This is a genomic window from Metabacillus sediminilitoris (assembly GCF_009720625.1).
Classification (GTDB): Bacteria; Bacillota; Bacilli; order Bacillales; family Bacillaceae; genus Metabacillus; species Metabacillus sediminilitoris.
This window is the reverse complement of sequence record NZ_CP046266.1, coordinates 2214157-2232094: the sequence shown is the minus strand read 5'-3', so window position 1 is coordinate 2232094 and position 17938 is coordinate 2214157. Positions and strand designations below refer to the sequence as shown.

Sequence of the window (17938 nt, the reverse complement as noted above, 5' to 3'; positions counted from 1 at the left end):
GACCTTTATTAGATATGTACCAACACCAGTCCTAGAGTTTGGCTTTTGCTTTTCTCCTTCGGTGCTCTTTCAAAATCTCTCCAAAGGTTAATCTATTAGAGGTCATTATTAATATCCATGAATCATACTTTCATACCTAAAAGAAAAAGCAGTGCTGTTTAATTTTATACGCTTATAGAAAGCGCTTACTTTTTGGCGGTTATAAAAGGTGTATTATATAACGTTTAAAAACCTCAAAATTTCTTAATAAAGTAACTCGAATAAAAGAGTGTTACAACTCTTTTATTCGGCTAGCAGGCTTATTTATGCGGTAATTAAAAGTGACTTTAATCTCAGCTTCATCAACATATCCATCGTCATTTTCTCTAAATCATATTCCGCCTTAAATCCCCATTCTTCCTTTGCACAAGTTGAATCTATTATATTAGGCCAACTGTCGGCAATAGATTGTCTTACAGGATCGACCTCATAAGTCATGACAAATTCCGGAATATGCCTTTTAATCTCGGCTGCAATTTGCTCCGGATCAAAGCTCATAGCTGACACATTGAAAGAATTCCGATGTTTTAGCTTTGATGCATCTGCCTCCATTAATGTAATGATGGCATCTAAAGCGTCAGGCATATACATCATATCCATATACGTTCCTTTGGCAATGTAAGAAGTATATCTCTTATTTTTAATCGCTTCATAGTAAATTTCAACTGCGTAGTCGGTCGTTCCCCCGCCTGGAGGCGTAACATACGAGATTAGTCCCGGGAATCGGAGACCTCTCGTATCAACTCCAAATTTATGATAGTAATAATCACATAACAACTCTCCGGATACTTTATTCACTCCGTACATCGTAGTCGGTCGTTGAATGATGTCTTGCGGAGTCCGATTTTTAGGAGTGGTTGGACCAAACGCACCAATGGAACTAGGTGTGAAAAATTGGCAATTTAATTCTCGTGCCGCTTCCAAAGCATTCACCAATCCGCCCATGTTTAAATGCCAGGCTAAAAGAGGCTTTTTTTCAGCTGTTGCTGACAATAAAGCAGCTAAATGAATAATCGTATCCACTTCATGTTTTTTTGCCATGTTAAACATCGCTTTTTCATCTGTAACATCTAAAATCTCAAATGGACCTGATTGGACTACATCGCTTTCCGTTTTTCGAATGTCTGTTGCAATGATATTGTCAAATCCGTAAATTTCTCTCATTTTTAGCGTCAGTTCTGAACCAATTTGACCTAAAGCCCCTGTTACTAAGACCTTTTTCATCAAAAATTCCTCCCCTTTTTCACTCTGTAGCAAGAAATCCCCTTAAATTATCGACATCTCTTTTCCTACTTTTTCATAAATGGCTAATGCACGATCTAGCATTTCTTTTGTATGAGCAGCTGTCGGCATATTCCTCACTCTTCCTGTTCCCTTTGGAACGGTAGGGAATACGATGGATTTAGCATACACACCTTCTTTGTTAAGCCACTTACTGAATTGCTGCGTTTTTACTTCATCTCCTATAATGCAAGGCGTAATCGGTGTTTCGCTCTCTCCGATATCAAATCCTAATTCTTTTAGGCCTTTTTTCAAATAATCTCCGTTTTCCCACAGCTTATTTTGTAGATCTGAGCTATTCATCAAAATATCAATGGCTTCTATACAAGCTGCAACTGCTCCCGGTGTAACTGCCGTAGAAAATAAAAATGGACGGCTTCTCACTTTTAACCAATCTATTAAATCTTTCTTGCCTGCTACATAGCCTCCTACAACACCAATGGCTTTGGATAGTGTTCCAATTTGGAAATCCACTCTATCCGATAACCCAAAATGTTTTACAGTTCCTGCACCATTACCTAATACACCCGAACCATGCGCATCATCAACATACGTAATTAAATCAAACTCTTCGGCAATCTCAACAATTTCAGGAAGCTTGGCAATATCCCCATCCATCGAGAACACTCCATCGGTGATAATCATGATTTTGTTATACAATCCCGACTCTTTTGCTTCACGTGCTTTTGATCGTAAATCTTCCATGTCGGAATGGTTATAGCGAATAATCTTTGCTTTCGATAATCGACATCCATCAATGATTGAAGCATGGTTCAATTCATCTGAAAGAATGACATCGTGTTTATCCATTACTCCTGAAATCGCTGCCATATTACAATTAAATCCAGATTGATAAGCGATGGCTGCTTCTGTATGTTTAAATTCGGCAAGCTTTTCTTCTAATTTGACATGAATATCTAACGTTCCGTTGATCGTACGGACGGCACCGGCACCGACACCATATGTTTTCGTTGCTTCTAAGCAAGCCTCTATTAAGCGTCGATCTGTTGCTAAACCTAAATAGTTATTGGATGATAAATTAATTAGCTCTCTGCCTGCAATAGTGATCATCGGACCGTTTGAACCCTCTACCGTATCAATAACGTTGTAAAGTCCTTTTCCTTTTAAGTCGTCCAAATTTTCTTTCAAAAATTGATTTAATGTTTCACTTGACATTTCATATACCCCCTCATTGACGGTTAGAATAAAAGCAGGATTTTTTACTGATTTCCCCCTATTCTCAAGTATTGCTTTTAAAAATATTGAATTTTCTCCCTTCAAGAAAATACATATGTCTTCTCCATAAACACACGAAAGGGGTGGTGAAAACCCTTTCATTCTAACGATTATAACAATCATAATAATAGATGAATTTTGAATTGTCTATACAAAACGGACAAAAAAATTCAAAAATTTATCCAACATAACAAAACGAGATAAATTTGAATAAAAGTAGCAGGTAATAAAAATAGAGGTCTTCTAAAAGATTATTTTTAACCTTTCAGAAAACCTCGATCAAAAGAATTTTTATTTAAAGAAAAATAAACTCCTGATAACCACGAACTGTTAGAAAAGCAAACACCGGGTACCAGACAAGAGATAAGTCCCGGAACGGCATTTAAATTAGCATTTGTATTGGAATTTTGGAATTGAATGATTTATTTTCCAAAAAGGTTTAATGCTTGCAATTAGGGTCTCAAACTTAAGAGAATTAACACACTTATTAAAGTTATCAAGGTATTGAAAGTTTTCATACCTTAGAGTTGTAAATTAAATCAAAATTATTAGTAGAAGTTCTGTATTCTTCAACAAACGGGCCATTATATTGAATAAGAGATTGCTTGAAACTTCCTTTTTTTTGCAGCCATCAGGTTTCTTCAAAAGCCGAAAACGTTGATAAATCAACGATGTATAAAATCATGCAAAAACAATAAAAAACGACCAAAGGCTAATCCCTTCTGTACCAAGGAGTTGGCCTTTTTGCAACTTTCGAAGGTGGACGTTATGTAAATTAGAGTTGTATATGATATACAATAAAGTATTTTATTAATCAATGAGAAAATAAGGTTTACATATAAAAAAGATATTCCTATAATTGTTTAAAGAGAGAGGATTTAAAAGGGGAGTATCTGCTTGTTAGAGAAATTAGAAAATGTTATAGAGTGAGTAGTATAAATATACGAAATAATGGAGTATCTAATGTTAAATAAGTTATCTTTTTTTCTACTAATTATATTCATATTGTCTTTGTTCTTAATAGTATATAAATCTAAAACATTATCAGCTGAAAAACCAAATGTAACTGTTGTTTTAAAAGGTCTAAATTCAGAGTATTGGGAGCTTATGGCAGCCGGGGCGAGAAAAGGATTTCAAGATTTTGGTATAAATGGTAAAGTTATTGCACCTTCTGATGGAGCATCTGTTGAGGAGCAAGATCGTTTTTTAGAACGAGTTCTTATGGAAAGTCCTGATAGCTTAATTATAGCTCCTATTTATCCGGATTATATTAGTTCTGCGTTAGAAGACTTTGTCGAACAGGATATTCCTGTTATCTTACTTGATACTGATGTTTCTTGGGAGGATAAAACCTCTTATGTTGGTACTGATAATGTTGCGTTAGGAAGAATAGCGGGAGCGTTACTAGGTTCGCAACTGCAGCCTGGAAATGAAGTTGCCATCTTAGGAGTAGATACAAATAGTCCGGTAGCTTCTGACCGGATAAAAGGTGCTAAAATAAGTTTACAGTCTGTAGGAATTGAAATTGTTGCAGAAGGAGTTGATGTTTTCTTAGAGCCTTTGCAAGTGAAAGAAGATTTGAAAACGATTTTAGACGAACACCCTAACCTTCAAGGAATAATCGCCACTAATGACGAACTAGCATTAACTGCTTTTCACACTATTGAAGATCTTGGTTATAAAATGCCAGTCATTGGAGCGGATGGTATTAATGAAATGATTGAATTGATAGAAGAGGAAAAGCTGCCTGGAACAGTTGCACAAAATCCTTATGATATGGGATATTTAAGTGTCGAAGCTGTGATGAAAGTATTAAATGGTAAGAATGTTTCAAGGAATATCGATAGTGGAATCGATATCATCATTAAAGGGAATGCAAAGCAACGTTTCGAATTTCAGGAGAGAGTCCGAAGGTAATTAACTTAATTATTTCTATTAGCCTTAGTTTGATATTAGGATTGAGGATAGTGCTTCACCAACCCCTTCTTTTGCCGATAATAAGCTTTATGTATAATAGGCAGACAAAGAAATGTGTTTTTCTTATTCCGCAATCGGGCGCTTTTCTGAAGTAACTAAAGCCTAATTTCTCACTTATAACACCTGAGAAATTAGGCTTTTTATATTTGTATTTCCTACGTTGTAAATCCGCGTTTTGCTGGTGTTACCCCAAGACGAGAGCTCGAACTTTATCGCGGTATTTTTTTTATTTGCCTTTGCTTTACGTAAGAGAAGCTCATCTTCTGAATGGATATTCTCTCAAAAAAGCAAAGCGTATTGTTCAACAAATGATTATTCCAAGAACTTTGAGACTCCCGTTGTGGTTAGAGTACTGATAAAGGAGTTCTCGTTATGTTTTTATGCTTCCTTGATTGAATTTCCGTAACTACTAGTTGACCTTATAATACGAAAGCTCCCGATTGTTAAAGATCATACAATTATTAAGGATATAATTTTTCCTTAGCTTGATGAGCATGGGGTAATAACCCCATTAAACTGTCTCCTTTTTCTCTTTTTGAAACCAAGTCTCTAGCAGCTCCTGCTCTCTTTCTCTTGATATCCCCGTCTTTCGTTCTGAATTCTTTCTAGCTTTCTCCCATTGATATACATCATGAATAGTATCTTCAAGAGGTCGGAAGGAAAGACCAGCGTTAACAGCTTTTTCTACACTAATGAAAGAAGCGCCTTTCCATGACTCTGTTTCTCCTTCTAACGGGAAGTGTTCAGGAATCCATAACGGCATTTCCGTCCATGGCTGTATTTTATGATCCAATACAAATTGTTCATCTGTCCATACAAATTCGGCATCACTGTTTGTGACAACTTTACAGTTATTCAATAGCTCTTCTATAGTCAATTCATAATCCGGTCCTGTTACATTGAACATACCTACTTTTCTGTTTTCTGCCATATCGAATACCCATGTTGCTACATCTTTTACGTCAATCAATTGAACAGGACGATCTGGACGTCCCGGAACCAATACTTTTCCGCCTTGTGCTACACGCTGTACCCAGTACGGAAGCCGATCCGTATAGTCAAATGGTCCGACAAGCAGCCCAGCTCTTATATGCAAAACACGCCCTGGCCAATGCTTCTCCGCCTCTCCTTCACATAGTACTTTCAAAGCGCCGTAATACTCGTAAGGAGAAATTTTCCCCTCCTCAACATCTTTTAATTTATTATCCGGCGGCATGGATTGTAAATGATAGTCTTCCGTAATATTGAGTGGAATCCAATCTTTATAAGCAGAGATACTTGAGATGTATGTATAATGTTCGATGTTTGCCCCAAGTACAGCAGCGATTTTTTTGATTTGATGAGGAGCAAATCCGCATGTATCCACTACGACATCCCATTTCCGGTTTTCCAGATGTGATACATCACTGTCTCTATTGCCGATTAGCTGCTCTACTTCAGGAAACGTCTCTTTATAAGTTCCGCGATTAAATAAGGTGATTTCGTGCCCTCTTTTCAATGCTTCTTCTACCAAAGCTCTTCCCAAAAAACGAGTACCTCCTAATATAAGGACCTTCATAGTTTTCCCCCATTCACTTTAATAGCCTGTAAAAATACCTTTTGTTTTAAATAACGATTTTCCTTTGTAAAAAGTTACGGAGAGTATGAAAAATTTATGCCCTTTTATTAAAGAAAGGCGCCCTTTAATGGAATAACTTTAATTATGGAGCAATACTCGTTAACCAATCAGGGACTCTTTTCTTCGCAGCTATTAAAAACTCACTTCATATGCATCTCAATCCATTCTTTTACCAAACGCTTTGGTGCGGCTCGTAAATAAGCTTCTTGAATCAGTTCGTATTACCTAACAATCCACTCCATCAAAAAACTTTTGTCTCCATTTTGTCACAGAATTATTTACTCATCCGTTATATTAGTAAATAATCGAAAAGGATGATGACGATGACAAAATATGAAGTGGCTATTGTAGGCGGGGGAATTGCGGGTTTAACGGCTGCGATCTATGCAGCAAAAGCAGGGAAACGAACCATTGTACTGGAAAAACAAAAGCGGTTGGGAGGCAGAGCCATCACCAACAATAAGCAGGGTGTATATTTTAATTTGGGTGGGCATGCACTGTATAAAGGGGAAGCGTACGAAGCATTCCGCGAACTCGGATTACGACTTGAGGGGAGCACACCGTCTATTGATGCTTACGGGATGTGGAAAGAACAAATGTTGCCCATACCAACGAACATATCTTCCTTCTTTCAAACGCCGCTCCTAAGTTGGGAAGGAAAGCTCGAATTTGCAAAATGGTTCATTAAATTAGGAAAAATGGACACAAGCGTTTGGAACCAGATCAGTATCCGCGATTGGATTGAAACTCAATTGCATAATCCAATGCTGCGCAACGTGTTCTATGCATTGCTCCGAACATCCACTTATGTGTTTGCACCTGAATTACACGCTGCTGGTCCTGCCTTAAAGCAGCTGCAGCGATCACTAAAAGGAGTCTTGTATCTTGATAAAGGCTGGGGGACAGTCGTAGAAGAACTGCGTGAACTTGCTGTCCAACAAGGAGTGGAGCTGATCACCGGTTGTAAAGTGGTTGCAGTCGAACATCAAGATCAAAAAGTACACTCGATTTTATGTGAGGGTGGCACAAAAATTGAAGCATCGAATGTTATACTAACTACACCACCTTCCATTTCTCACAAACTAGTTCCCCATGCGGATCAAACAGCACTCGACACGTGGAACAAGCAAGCTATTCCTGTTACAGTTGCCTGTCTAGATGTTGGATTGCGCCAATTGCCTAATCCAAAGCACCAATTTATCTATGGATTGGATCAACCAATTTTCTTTACGCACCAATCACGGGAGGGAAAACCAAGACCCGCTATCTTAAGTGATGATGGGACACAAGTGATATCGCTTTTTAAATATCAGGGTCCACAAACAGATGCAGCGAAGGATGAGAGTGAGTTGGAGCAAGTATTAAATGTGGTCCAACCCGGCTGGCGGAAAGAATTAGTGATAAGACAGTTCCTGCCGAAAATGACGGTTGTCCACGATTTTCCTCATAGGAAAAGAATGGAGAATCCAGGCCCTGCTGTTCCTGAAATTAAGGGACTATATGTTGCTGGTGACTGGGTCTCACATGGGGAGCTACTCGTTGATGCATCCGTAGCTAGCGCTAAACGAGTCGTTTCACAACTACTAAATACTAGAGAGGTGATCAAATTATGAGTATGGAAAGACTTTATCAAACCTATCAACCTCTGCTTTTTTCCTTAGCCTATCGTATGTTAGGGAGCGTGATGGATTCAGAGGACATTGTCCAAGAAGCGTTTATAACCTTTCATCAACTTCCCAACTACGAACATATTGAAAACAAAAAAGCGTATCTATGTAAGATAGTCACTAATCGCTGTCTGGATTTGATACGGTCATCCGCAAAAAAACGTGAGGTATATGTCGGACCGTGGCTTCCGGAACCATTGCTTGAAATAGAGAATTCACCTAACGATCCTTCACAAGTCTTTTTTCAACAAGAATCCATCTCCACCGCATATTTGCTTTTATTACAACAACTAAATGCGATAGAACGAGCCGTCTTTTTGCTTCGTGAAGTCTTCCAATACTCTTATGATGAAATAGCTGAAATTCTTGGAAAAAGCAATGCTAACTGTCGGCAAATTTTTCACCGTTCGAAAAAAAGCATGGAATATGACCCTAAGAAACAGCCTTCGATTTCAATGGCGGAATCTTCAGTAAAAGAGTTTGTACAGTCTATCTTAAATGGAAACGTAAATCAATTATTGGACCTTGTCAGCGAAGATGTCGCAATGTACTCGGATGGAGGCGGCAAAGTAAAAGCCGCACAAATACCTATTTTCGGTGCTACCAGAGTGGTTCAATTGCTCCAAAGCCTCATGAAAATGTATGCAGGCAGGTTCACCATCAAATATACATCTGTCAACGGTCTACCAGGACTAATTTTAACAATCGATGATCACTTACAATATGTGTTCTCCTTTGCTTTTAGTGGCAATCGAATTCAGACGATCTACTCGGTTGCTAATCCCGATAAACTACGACATTTGTATTAGAAGACTCCATACGATCACTTAATCACAGTTTTCGCTCTATCAATTAGACACAAAAATTAGCTGGCCCATCCATTAAGCTAACTGTTTTTTACTAATAGTTTAATTTCTTTCTCTGAAAATTCTTTTTTACTCATAGTCACTTTCCCCAAATCATGTATTTTTCTTAATTATACAAAAAAGTACCCTATAGAGGACTTTTTTGAGTGTCTACTCTATAGGGTACAGTTTAAAGTACGCCCGTGCTGTTATGTCTTAAAAGCTTTATAACCAAACCCTTTATAATCCTTATACGGCTTAGTATCTTCGTAAAACTGCCTTTCCTTTCCCAACTATAACAGAATAACTAAAATATGGTCTCAAACCTAAAATCACTTAATTCTCCTTCAACTAACACACCAGCTTGTTTAACAAAAAATAAGTGTTTTTATCATTCAAAAAAACAGACTTGCAATTTATTACCATCGAGATCATAGAAATCAAAGAAGTTATTTATCCCATCGTTATGTAATTCTCCTACTCTTACACCCTGCTATTTTAATTAAGCGTTGCAGGTCAGCGAAAGTAAAGGCTTCTTTCAATTGGGAATACTTTATCATTAGCTCCAAAAGAGGGGCTCTTATCCTTCCTTTCTTAAATTCTAGTAAACTTTTAATTATTATAATTAGCGCTTTCGATAAGATGTTTTATATTGTTAAGCTGAAAAGCTCCATATATTCTTTTTTGGGATGTAAGTTCATTTATAAAAAACTGTTGTAATTCCTCTTTATTCGTAAACCGTTTAACTATGCTATTATCAGACCAATCGTGTAACTCTTTTTCATCGTGATTAAAAAATACCAAGATGTTTATCCACGTTTCAATATCTTGACTTTTTAAATAGTTTAATAAGATGACGGCTGTCTGCTGAACCTGGTTAATTGGATTTTCATAAGTCTTTAAAGTTAATGCTCCCGACTCAGCTTTATCAAATATAAGCGTTTCCTCTTTTTCACTGTCTAATAAGTCTGCTAAAAAAGAAAATTTTTGGGGGCCCTTTCTTGTCATTCCCATTACTATATGGCCTTTCCAGTTTTTTGTTTCTATTACATATATACCAGTTGGATAAAGTACAATGTGATCGATCTGCCGGATATTACCGTTTACTTCCGGTATAAAAATGTTCGGCATAATAATCATTTCATCAGGTGAAATGATTCTTTTTCTAATTAGATCTGATTTAAAATTTTCTAGTATTTGATGGGTAATTATTTCCCCTTGGTTTCTATAATTTTTCCGTATATCTTCATTTTCAATCATCAGCTTTTCTATTTCGCGTTTGTATGATTCAGACAAAAGTGTGACCTTCTCATCAAATGTTGCTGCTGCTGTTTCCATAGAAGCTTTTTGTAATTCTTTAATAGCTGCTAACTCTTGGTAATGGTCGTTTCTCATTTCTTTTTGTTTAACCTTTTCTTTTTTTACTATGTAAGCTAACCAAGCGACAGACACGGCAAGTAAAGTGGAAATTAACCAGGTCATTTATTTTCTCCTTAATTTTAAATTTTTTGTTCATCAATGAATTTGGGTTCTGGAAACGTCGCTTTGTTGCATATCACATTTATGGTGAATTTCGATTCCTGGCAGTCTATTTAAAACACTAAATTCTATTAATTTCTTTAATTAAGATAGATTAGACAAATCTTTTCTATTGCAGACCTTACAATATAACGTAAATTATGAATATGAAATTCCTTTGGATCAACCCTCATTACATTTTCTCCTGTCAATTCTATATTGAAATAACCTACCCTGCGTTAATTGAATAACTTATAGTTCATAGTTCGATTTCTTATGAAAAATCCCTTCTCTAATTCACGAATAAGGCACTTTTTCCTAAAGTAAGAGCGCAATTCTTATTCTGGAATTGCGCCTGTTTGTTGAAGATCTTCTATATCAAATGTTTCAATCCTGTTATAAATCTTAAAAAAGAGCGCATAATGTTTCTTTTTCGTAAGATTTACTTTATAATGCGCACTAGATCATTTTTTTTAGGGGAAAATGATACTTCTAGCTTAAGGAAGGAGATCGATTATGAAAAAAATGATGTTTACATTAATAACCGGTCTAATGGCCGTTGTTTTAGCAGCATGCGGAGGAAATGAAGAAAGTAAAGAAGCTAAAAATGATGATAAAGCAAAAACAGCGGAAACCGATCAGCAGAAGGAACAGCAAAATCTAATGGAAGAAATGCAAAAGAAATTAGAAGCACAGCAAGTAGATGAAAAGAAAACTGTTGCCATAGTGAATGATAAAGAAATTTTAGGAAGCGACTATAATAGCGCCATAGCATCTACACAAGGACAAATGCAGCAAATGGGACAAGATCCGACTTCTAAAGAAGCTGCAGAGCAAGTGAAAAAACAAACAATTGACAGCTTAGTCGGAAAAACTCTTCTTCTTCAAGAGGCAGATAAAAAAGGCTATAAAGTTTCAGAGGCAGATATTAATAAGCAGCTGGATGAAACGAAAAAACAGTTTAAAACAGAAAAAGAATTCGAAGCCGCTCTAAAAAAATCCGGCATGGATATGAAAACACTTGAAACTCAAATAGCTGACGATATTAAACTCAAACAGTACGTTGAGAAAGAAGTGCCGGCTGGTGAAATAACCGATGAAGAAATTCAAAAAACGTATGATCAATATGCGGAACAAGGAAAGAGTACTGGACAAGAAGTTCCAAAGCTTGAAGAAGTAAAACCGCAAATCGAACAATCTCTTCAACAGCAAAAACAGCAGGAAAAACTCGCACAGCAGGTTGAAGAGTTAAAGAAAAATGCGAAGATTGATATTAAGATTTAAGATGTTACACACAAAAAGGAACAGCTCAAGGGTGAAGAGACCCCCGAAAGTTAGAGTTTTATATTAAGCAACTAATTGGCTGGTATGGATACGGTATTGAACCGGACTCATGCCTGCCAATTTTTGTTTTATACGCTTATTATTATAATAATTGATATATCTCTCAATTTTCTGTTTTAATTCCTCAAATGTGCATAGTGCTTCTCCATAATACATTTCTTGTTTCATTAATCCAAAAAAGTTCTCCATCGGTGAATTATCTAAACAATTTCCTTTTCGTGACATACTCTGGAAAACTTTATTTTCCTTGAGTTTTTTCACCCATTTTTTATGTTGATAATGCCAGCCTTGATCAGAATGCATAGTAGTTCTGTATTTTGAATTTTTCACAATTTCTAGTGTTTCTTCTAGAGGTTCTAGGACTAAATCTAGTGTTGGGTGACTACTTATCCCATAAGATAGAATTTCGCTATTGAACATATCCATGAATGGATTAAAAAAAAGTTTTCCATCAGAACACTTAAATTCTGTGATATCTGTTGTTATTTTTTGATGGCATACATTTGTGCGAAAACGGCGATTAATAAGGTTCTTGGCGACAGTTCCAATATTCCCTTTGTAAGAACTATACTTGCGTGATTTTCGTGTAAACTTATTTCCTTTGAGTCCGAGTTTCTTCATAATTCGTTGAACCTTTTTGTGATTTACTTTTAATTGACGGTTTTTCAATTCTAAATGAATACGTCGGTAACCGTAATTGCCGTCATGGTCCTCGAATATGGATTGAATACATTCTTCAAGATTTTGATCGGGATTCTCTTCCTTCATTCGCTTTATATGATAGTGATACGAAGATTCAGGAATATCAACTATCTGTAGAACATCTTTTAATCGGAATTTTTCTTTGAGTTCGAATGATAACGCTGCTTGTGCTTTTCTAGATAGCTTTCCGGATCCATCTGAAAAGCTTGTAACTTTTTTAAGTATTCTACCTCTAAGCGAAGAAGTTCATTTTCTTTCTCCAATTTTTGTTCGTACGTCATTTCTTTTTCTTCTGCAGGAATTTTACTTTTTTGGTTCTTGGATTTATCAGACATGGGCGGTCTCCCTTTCGCTCTATCCAGGGCTTCAGTGCCACCTTCCAAAAAAGCTTTCTTCCATGAAGCTATTATTGGAGGATTTGTTAACCCAAATTGAAGGGCAGTTTCCGTCTCTGAAGAACCTGTACTATTCATAAAGCTTAATACATCCAGCTTGAATTGAACAGGATATGTTTCCTTATACTTCTTCCTCATCAACCCATCTATCCCAAATTTCTCGTATACTTTTACCCACCGCTTAATTGGAGAACTGCTTTTTATATTATGTTTCTTTGCCAAAAGGTCATATCCTAATTTCCCTTCTAGATACTCTTTTACGAGCATTAACTTAAATTGCTCACTATATTTAGTCATAAAAATACACCCCAAATGTTAGATTTCACTCTAACTTTTGGGGTGCATTACAGGGGCTGTTCTTTTTTGTTTTCTATTTCATTTTATTATCCTAATATTAGATGGTATTATGGAATATTAAAGTTTTAATAGGGTATGGAAACGATTCGAGTAATGAGGGCCACTATGGAAAATATTCATAGTGATCCCCAGTCTATCATTTAGTGTTCCTGTTGTAGTTTCTAACAATTTCCATTTCTTTATTTTTTAGTGTATGGATAGTGTATCACTCAACAAGCTGATCCTCAATAAAACGCATCCTCTTAATTACCTTTCCTTCCTTATTTTTATCATAAACATTGTATTCTTTTTGTGGTTCAGCATCTGACCAAATTATATATGCAATTAGATCATTCTTATGATGTTCTAGCCGATCTGTATTCATGTAACTTTCATCAGGCTGCCAGTCTCCTGGCAAATCCTCACTTTCCCTATATAAGGATATATCAAAAATCCTGTTTTTGCCTTCTATTACTTTCATTTCTTCTTCAACTGGATGATCCTTACTGTATTTTTCAATTAATTCTTTCAATTGTATTAAATCTTTCGGTGGATTTAGAATCATATAGTGCTTTCTAACAGTCACCACTTCTTCATCCTTTTTACCAAAGATCTCTTCTGTATTGTCAATTTCGAAAATCTTTGTTTCCCCATTTGACTCCTCATTCTTTTTACATCCAATTAAGTTTAATGGAATTAAGAATATACCAATCATTAAAACTATAATTTTTAAATTAACTTTAATCACTCAATTCCCCCTCGAATGGTATATCCATTTCCATTACAGTAACAAAGGGCTTATATTCCCCATTATATTCATCATAATGCTGTAAGACAAACCAGGAACGGAATCCTGCTAAGTTGACATACACCTTCTCAACATCTGGCTGATCTAACCCAAAATGATCATATAAACGAACATGCATGACACCTTTAAAGTGATTGTTCTCTACTGAAAAATCTTTTACGGATACTGTATTCCCCCAAGTATCATTTACTGTAATTGTAAGTCCTCCTATTCTATCACTCCAAGTGCTAAACGTCGGGTAACTAGCATTTCTCTGTATAAAATTATAAAATTCATTAGTTTCCTTTGTACTTTTATCAAACTGAAGTGCTGCCAAATTACCTCCATTTTTCTTTAGCTCATCAACTAAGGCATTTTTGACAAATTCAACATAGTCTTTTGTTGTCTCATGCTCACTCGCTTTTTTAGTTAAAGTCTGATTGCTATACTCTGTAGCAGTTCCATCCTCAAAATGATCAATCATATCTAAAACAACATCTTCCATATCTCCCGTAGAAAATATGCTTGTTGACATTGTCTCGAACTCATCAAAGAGAATACCTGGGAAATAAGATTCAAGTAATTGGAAATTGAACATCCAGCTAATGTCAGTTATTTCATCTCCAGTATAATCATTTGTTTTCATATCATTCGCTACATTTCCATTTTCATCATAGCCTTCTGGTCTATCTGATTGATGAATTATTAAATTGGATAAATCAGAGTACAACGGTCTCGAATCCTCATTATCAAAAATTCCATCTCCATCACTATCTTTTTGGTCAGGAAAACTAGTTGGAAAGAAACCTTCATAATGAATAGTAATTCCAAAAATTTCTATCGTGAATGTTTTGAATGGACCCATTTCTTGCCCATCGGTTAATCCATCTCCATCACTATCTTTCTTGTTAGGATCTGAGTAAATTATACCGTATGGTGTTTTCATTCCTTCAACTTCATAGCTGTCGTATAAGCCATCCCCATCTGAATCTTTTGTATCTATCCCTCCATCACCTGAATCATCGCTAGAGACAATGTCATTCAACTTATCGCTGCTTGCAGCTTGATCGTTCTCTCCACCTGTTCTCGTTGCAATATTTTGTTCATTTACACCATCCGTCCTTGAGTAGTCTATTTCCCTACTCCAAAGCTCCAACCATTTTGTCTTATCAACAACCAGATATTCACCAAAGTGAGTAGTTTCCACACTTATTGTATTTTTACTTGTATCTAACACAGCGTTAAGGCTTTCAAACATTTCCTCGTCTTCATTGTACCAAACGATGGCTAGATCATCTTCCAACGTGTCTCCTAGCTTCGCTTCATCATAAGTAAACTTAATGCTTGCTTTCTCAAATTCTGATTGCGTATTGATGCTTACAGGAGAACCAATAATACCGTGTAAATTAGTTGTTTTAATATTTACGTTGTTTGTGCTGCTAATTCTAGTCGTTTTATTAATATTATCCTTTGCACTAAACCCAACTTCTACGCTTTTAATTTCTGATTTATCAGGCTGAATCAATGATTTACTAATCGATTGTTTATAGAGTTCTTGTGAATCCTCAATTTCGTCATTGTTGCTGTCTGCAGCATTCGGATTTGTCTTTAAAGCATATTCATCTCCATCACTTAACTCATCGTTATCTGTATCATACTTATTAGGTAATGAATCGAACTGATGTACTTCAAATCCGTCAGTTAAACCATCTTGGTCTGAATCTTCCTTAATCAAATTTGTTTGATAAGCTTGCTCGTCTTTATTACTCAGGCCGTCTTCATCGATATCTTCATCTGCATCACTTATACCATTACGATCTGAATCATATTTTGTCGGGGAAATAAATGATTTAACCTCATATTCAATATTGTCCTGCAATCCATCACCATCTGTATCCTTTTTAAATGGATTCATTCCCTCTAGGAATTCTATTCCATCTGTTATCGTGTCACCATCCGTGTCAGAGGTAGATTCAAAGAATTCCGTGTTAAATAAATAGCCTGCTTTTTCAAGTCCGAATAACACTTGTTTATATGCATTTTGATAGGATTTTGATGCAGGGATAGCTAGATCTTTTTCTAGAAACTCATTACCTTTTTCAGACATTTTCACAGCATTATTCAAATGAGCTTTTAGTTTATTTCCTTTGTGATCTGCTTGATCGGAGATATCCTTTAAGATGCCGATAGCATTTTTATTGACAATTTTATCCGATAAATAAAAATTAAAGAGTATATCTGCAAGTAATACTTCAGTTGGTGCATTAAAATCGTTTTCTTTTACATACCCCCATAGACATATGGTTAACCTATGTTTGATGTTCAAGAGCCGATCACTTTTAAGAACCACCTCTTGTATGTACTCCTCTTGAACAGCTTGTTCATATTCGTTAATCAATTGTTGAAGTACATCAAGTCCATTCATATCTTTTTGTTTAAAGTCTCTGGTTTCATCAATTTCCGCTATCAGTTTAGAATCAAACTTAGCATTAGTTTCTTTTATGACTGTCGCGAAACGCTTTAATTCTTTTATTGCAATCTCATCATAGATTTTTGCAATTCTGGTGTCCTCATAGAATTCATATTCACTTAACCACTGTTTTACATTTTGCTCACTAGAATTCTTATGTTTTCCTTGATTATCATGGTTATTGCCCTTGGCAACTACCGCTTGCCCAGATCCGCCGAAAATCATTGCAAAGATCAATAAACAACTCAACATACTTTTTACTTTATTTTCCATCATGATAATCTCCTCTATAAAAATATTATTTTTAACCTATATATGATATCCTGTGTTCCCATCCGAAGAAATATTGTCAAAATCCTTGAGATAATGCCATTAAATCAACTCCTTTACAAGTTTATTTTTTTTAATAGCATCTAGTTGGTACCTATCAAAAGGATATAATGGAAATGTATTTGAATGCCGAATTTTCAAAAAATATTAAACCAGAAAGACACCTAATAATTAAGTGTCTTTTCTTTTTAAATTTACCGAACATAAATAAATCTTTGCCCTAATATATTTTCTACCTGTAAACCAATGAATGGATCCCGTTTCGCTCCCCACCTTTTATATGAAATGTTTCAGGGGATGATGCTTTTTGGTCCTTAGACTGTGGCGAAAATGCAAAAAACATTGAAAAGCATAAAATAAACGGTAACAGTTATTTCTTATAGTTCCTTGGGGGATAAATTCATTTTTTCTCCTTTCCTCCCAAAACTAAAGTTTCGCTAACCAATTTTAGTTTATTGTGTAAATCAATGGAATGTAAGGTAAAAACTTCCTGATAATTTTATTATTTTTATCAGACTTATGAATCAATGATCTTTCTTTAGAGATTGAACCTATATATACAGCGAATTTTTTTAAAACTATTGTTCAAGAAAATGGCCCTTTAATTGAACAATACAGATGAAGTTTAAGAATCAAAAGAAAAACCCTATATTAATACAGGGTTTTTATCAAACTTTATTTTTAAATTATCAATCTTAATTTTAAATCAACACTTAAGCCTGCCATTTAGCCTTTAAGGCTGAAATACATTTGTGTTTCTTTTATGACATCTTGTTCAGTACCTTTTTCTTTTAGTTGATTATTCATGAGTTGTAATTCTAGTGTCAACGCCATGAAATAGTCATCACATGGTAAGAAAAACATGCTCTTCCAATGATCTTGATTAAAAATATAACCTTTATTTTTGATTGAATCCGTTTATTTCCGTCCACGCATATAAAAGGTTTATCATTTCCGTATATCCTTGTTAAAAAAGGCAGTCTTTGATCCTTTAGTTTATTTATTCTTAATTATTGGAGTGGTTGAATCAATATATATATCTTTTTTAGATATATCCTCAATAGGATAGATACAAAATTTTTATGTAGAATATACTTCATTTTTTCCACATCAAAATTTAAATAAAAAGAACCGCCTGCTGTAAATGTATTTATACGCGAATATTTCATATATAAAGTCAGCAGGGACATCAGGTCGTTTCATTCTTTCCATAACAGGATTAGAACCGGAAAACTTCTTTATAAAGTCAATAATGTGTTGATCTTGCTCTTGAAAAATGTCAATCCAAAACCGCTTCCATTCTGGGAAAAATGATAACCCCCCAAGCTCCAACTAGATTTGAATCATCATAACACGCACAAAAAACCATACAATATAATAATTGTATGGCAAA

Annotated in this window: 12 protein-coding genes; 4 read left to right on the top strand and 8 right to left on the bottom strand. The window is 35.4% G+C overall.

Features of this window, described 5'->3' with window-relative positions; translation table 11 throughout:
- Positions 1–303: 303 nt before the first annotated feature.
- Positions 304–1263 (bottom strand): L-threonine 3-dehydrogenase, encoded by a 960-nt coding sequence (locus GMB29_RS10565; RefSeq protein ID WP_136357048.1) that lies wholly within the window; start codon positions 1261–1263, stop codon positions 304–306.
- 42 nt (positions 1264–1305) lie between these two features.
- Positions 1306–2496, bottom strand: coding sequence for a glycine C-acetyltransferase (locus GMB29_RS10560; RefSeq protein ID WP_136357050.1), 1191 nt, complete (start codon positions 2494–2496; stop codon positions 1306–1308).
- A gap of 1023 nt (positions 2497–3519) precedes the next feature.
- Here GMB29_RS10560 and GMB29_RS10555 point away from each other — a divergent pair.
- The gene (locus tag GMB29_RS10555; RefSeq protein ID WP_168733933.1) at positions 3520–4473 is read left to right on the top strand and encodes a sugar ABC transporter substrate-binding protein; all 954 of its coding nucleotides are present in this window, start codon (positions 3520–3522) and stop codon (positions 4471–4473) included.
- 571 nt (positions 4474–5044) lie between these two features.
- Here the strand turns inward: GMB29_RS10555 and GMB29_RS10550 are convergent.
- Positions 5045–6091 carry an SDR family oxidoreductase gene (locus GMB29_RS10550; RefSeq protein WP_136357053.1) on the bottom strand — a complete coding sequence of 349 codons (1047 nt, stop codon included), beginning with the start codon at positions 6089–6091 and terminating at the stop codon, positions 5045–5047.
- A gap of 383 nt (positions 6092–6474) precedes the next feature.
- Between GMB29_RS10550 and GMB29_RS10545 the strand changes: the two genes are divergently transcribed.
- The gene (locus GMB29_RS10545; RefSeq protein ID WP_136357055.1) at positions 6475–7764 is read left to right on the top strand and encodes a protoporphyrinogen/coproporphyrinogen oxidase; all 1290 of its coding nucleotides are present in this window, start codon (positions 6475–6477) and stop codon (positions 7762–7764) included.
- Complete coding sequence (locus tag GMB29_RS10540) at positions 7761–8627, top strand: RNA polymerase sigma-70 factor (protein WP_136357057.1); 867 nt, start codon at positions 7761–7763, stop codon at positions 8625–8627. The genes GMB29_RS10545 and GMB29_RS10540 overlap by 4 nt, the downstream gene beginning before the upstream one ends.
- Positions 8628–9275: 648 nt before the next feature.
- Here GMB29_RS10540 and GMB29_RS10535 read toward each other — a convergent pair.
- Positions 9276–10145, bottom strand: a complete 870-nt coding sequence (locus tag GMB29_RS10535; RefSeq protein WP_136357059.1) for a nuclease-related domain-containing protein — start codon at positions 10143–10145, stop codon at positions 9276–9278.
- Between the two features lie 552 nt (positions 10146–10697).
- On the opposite strand from GMB29_RS10535, the gene GMB29_RS10530 reads away from it, so the two are divergent.
- Positions 10698–11465: a SurA N-terminal domain-containing protein gene (locus GMB29_RS10530; protein ID WP_136357061.1), complete on the top strand. Its 768-nt coding sequence runs from the start codon at positions 10698–10700 to the stop codon at positions 11463–11465.
- 63 nt (positions 11466–11528) lie between these two features.
- Here the strand turns inward: GMB29_RS10530 and GMB29_RS10525 are convergent, their stop codons facing one another.
- From GMB29_RS10525 to GMB29_RS10510, 4 genes are all read right to left on the bottom strand, one after another.
- Positions 11529–12452, bottom strand: coding sequence for an IS3 family transposase (locus tag GMB29_RS10525; protein ID WP_155443847.1), 924 nt, complete (start codon positions 12450–12452; stop codon positions 11529–11531).
- Positions 12353–12919: a helix-turn-helix domain-containing protein gene (locus tag GMB29_RS10520; RefSeq protein WP_136359324.1), complete on the bottom strand. Its 567-nt coding sequence runs from the start codon at positions 12917–12919 to the stop codon at positions 12353–12355. The genes GMB29_RS10525 and GMB29_RS10520 overlap by 100 nt, the downstream gene beginning before the upstream one ends.
- Positions 12920–13184: 265 nt before the next feature.
- Positions 13185–13706 (bottom strand): hypothetical protein, encoded by a 522-nt coding sequence (locus GMB29_RS10515; protein ID WP_136358258.1) that lies wholly within the window; start codon positions 13704–13706, stop codon positions 13185–13187.
- Positions 13699–16488, bottom strand: coding sequence for a DUF3289 family protein (locus tag GMB29_RS10510; protein ID WP_168733963.1), 2790 nt, complete (start codon positions 16486–16488; stop codon positions 13699–13701). The genes GMB29_RS10515 and GMB29_RS10510 overlap by 8 nt, the downstream gene beginning before the upstream one ends.
- Positions 16489–17938 lie beyond the last annotated feature (1450 nt).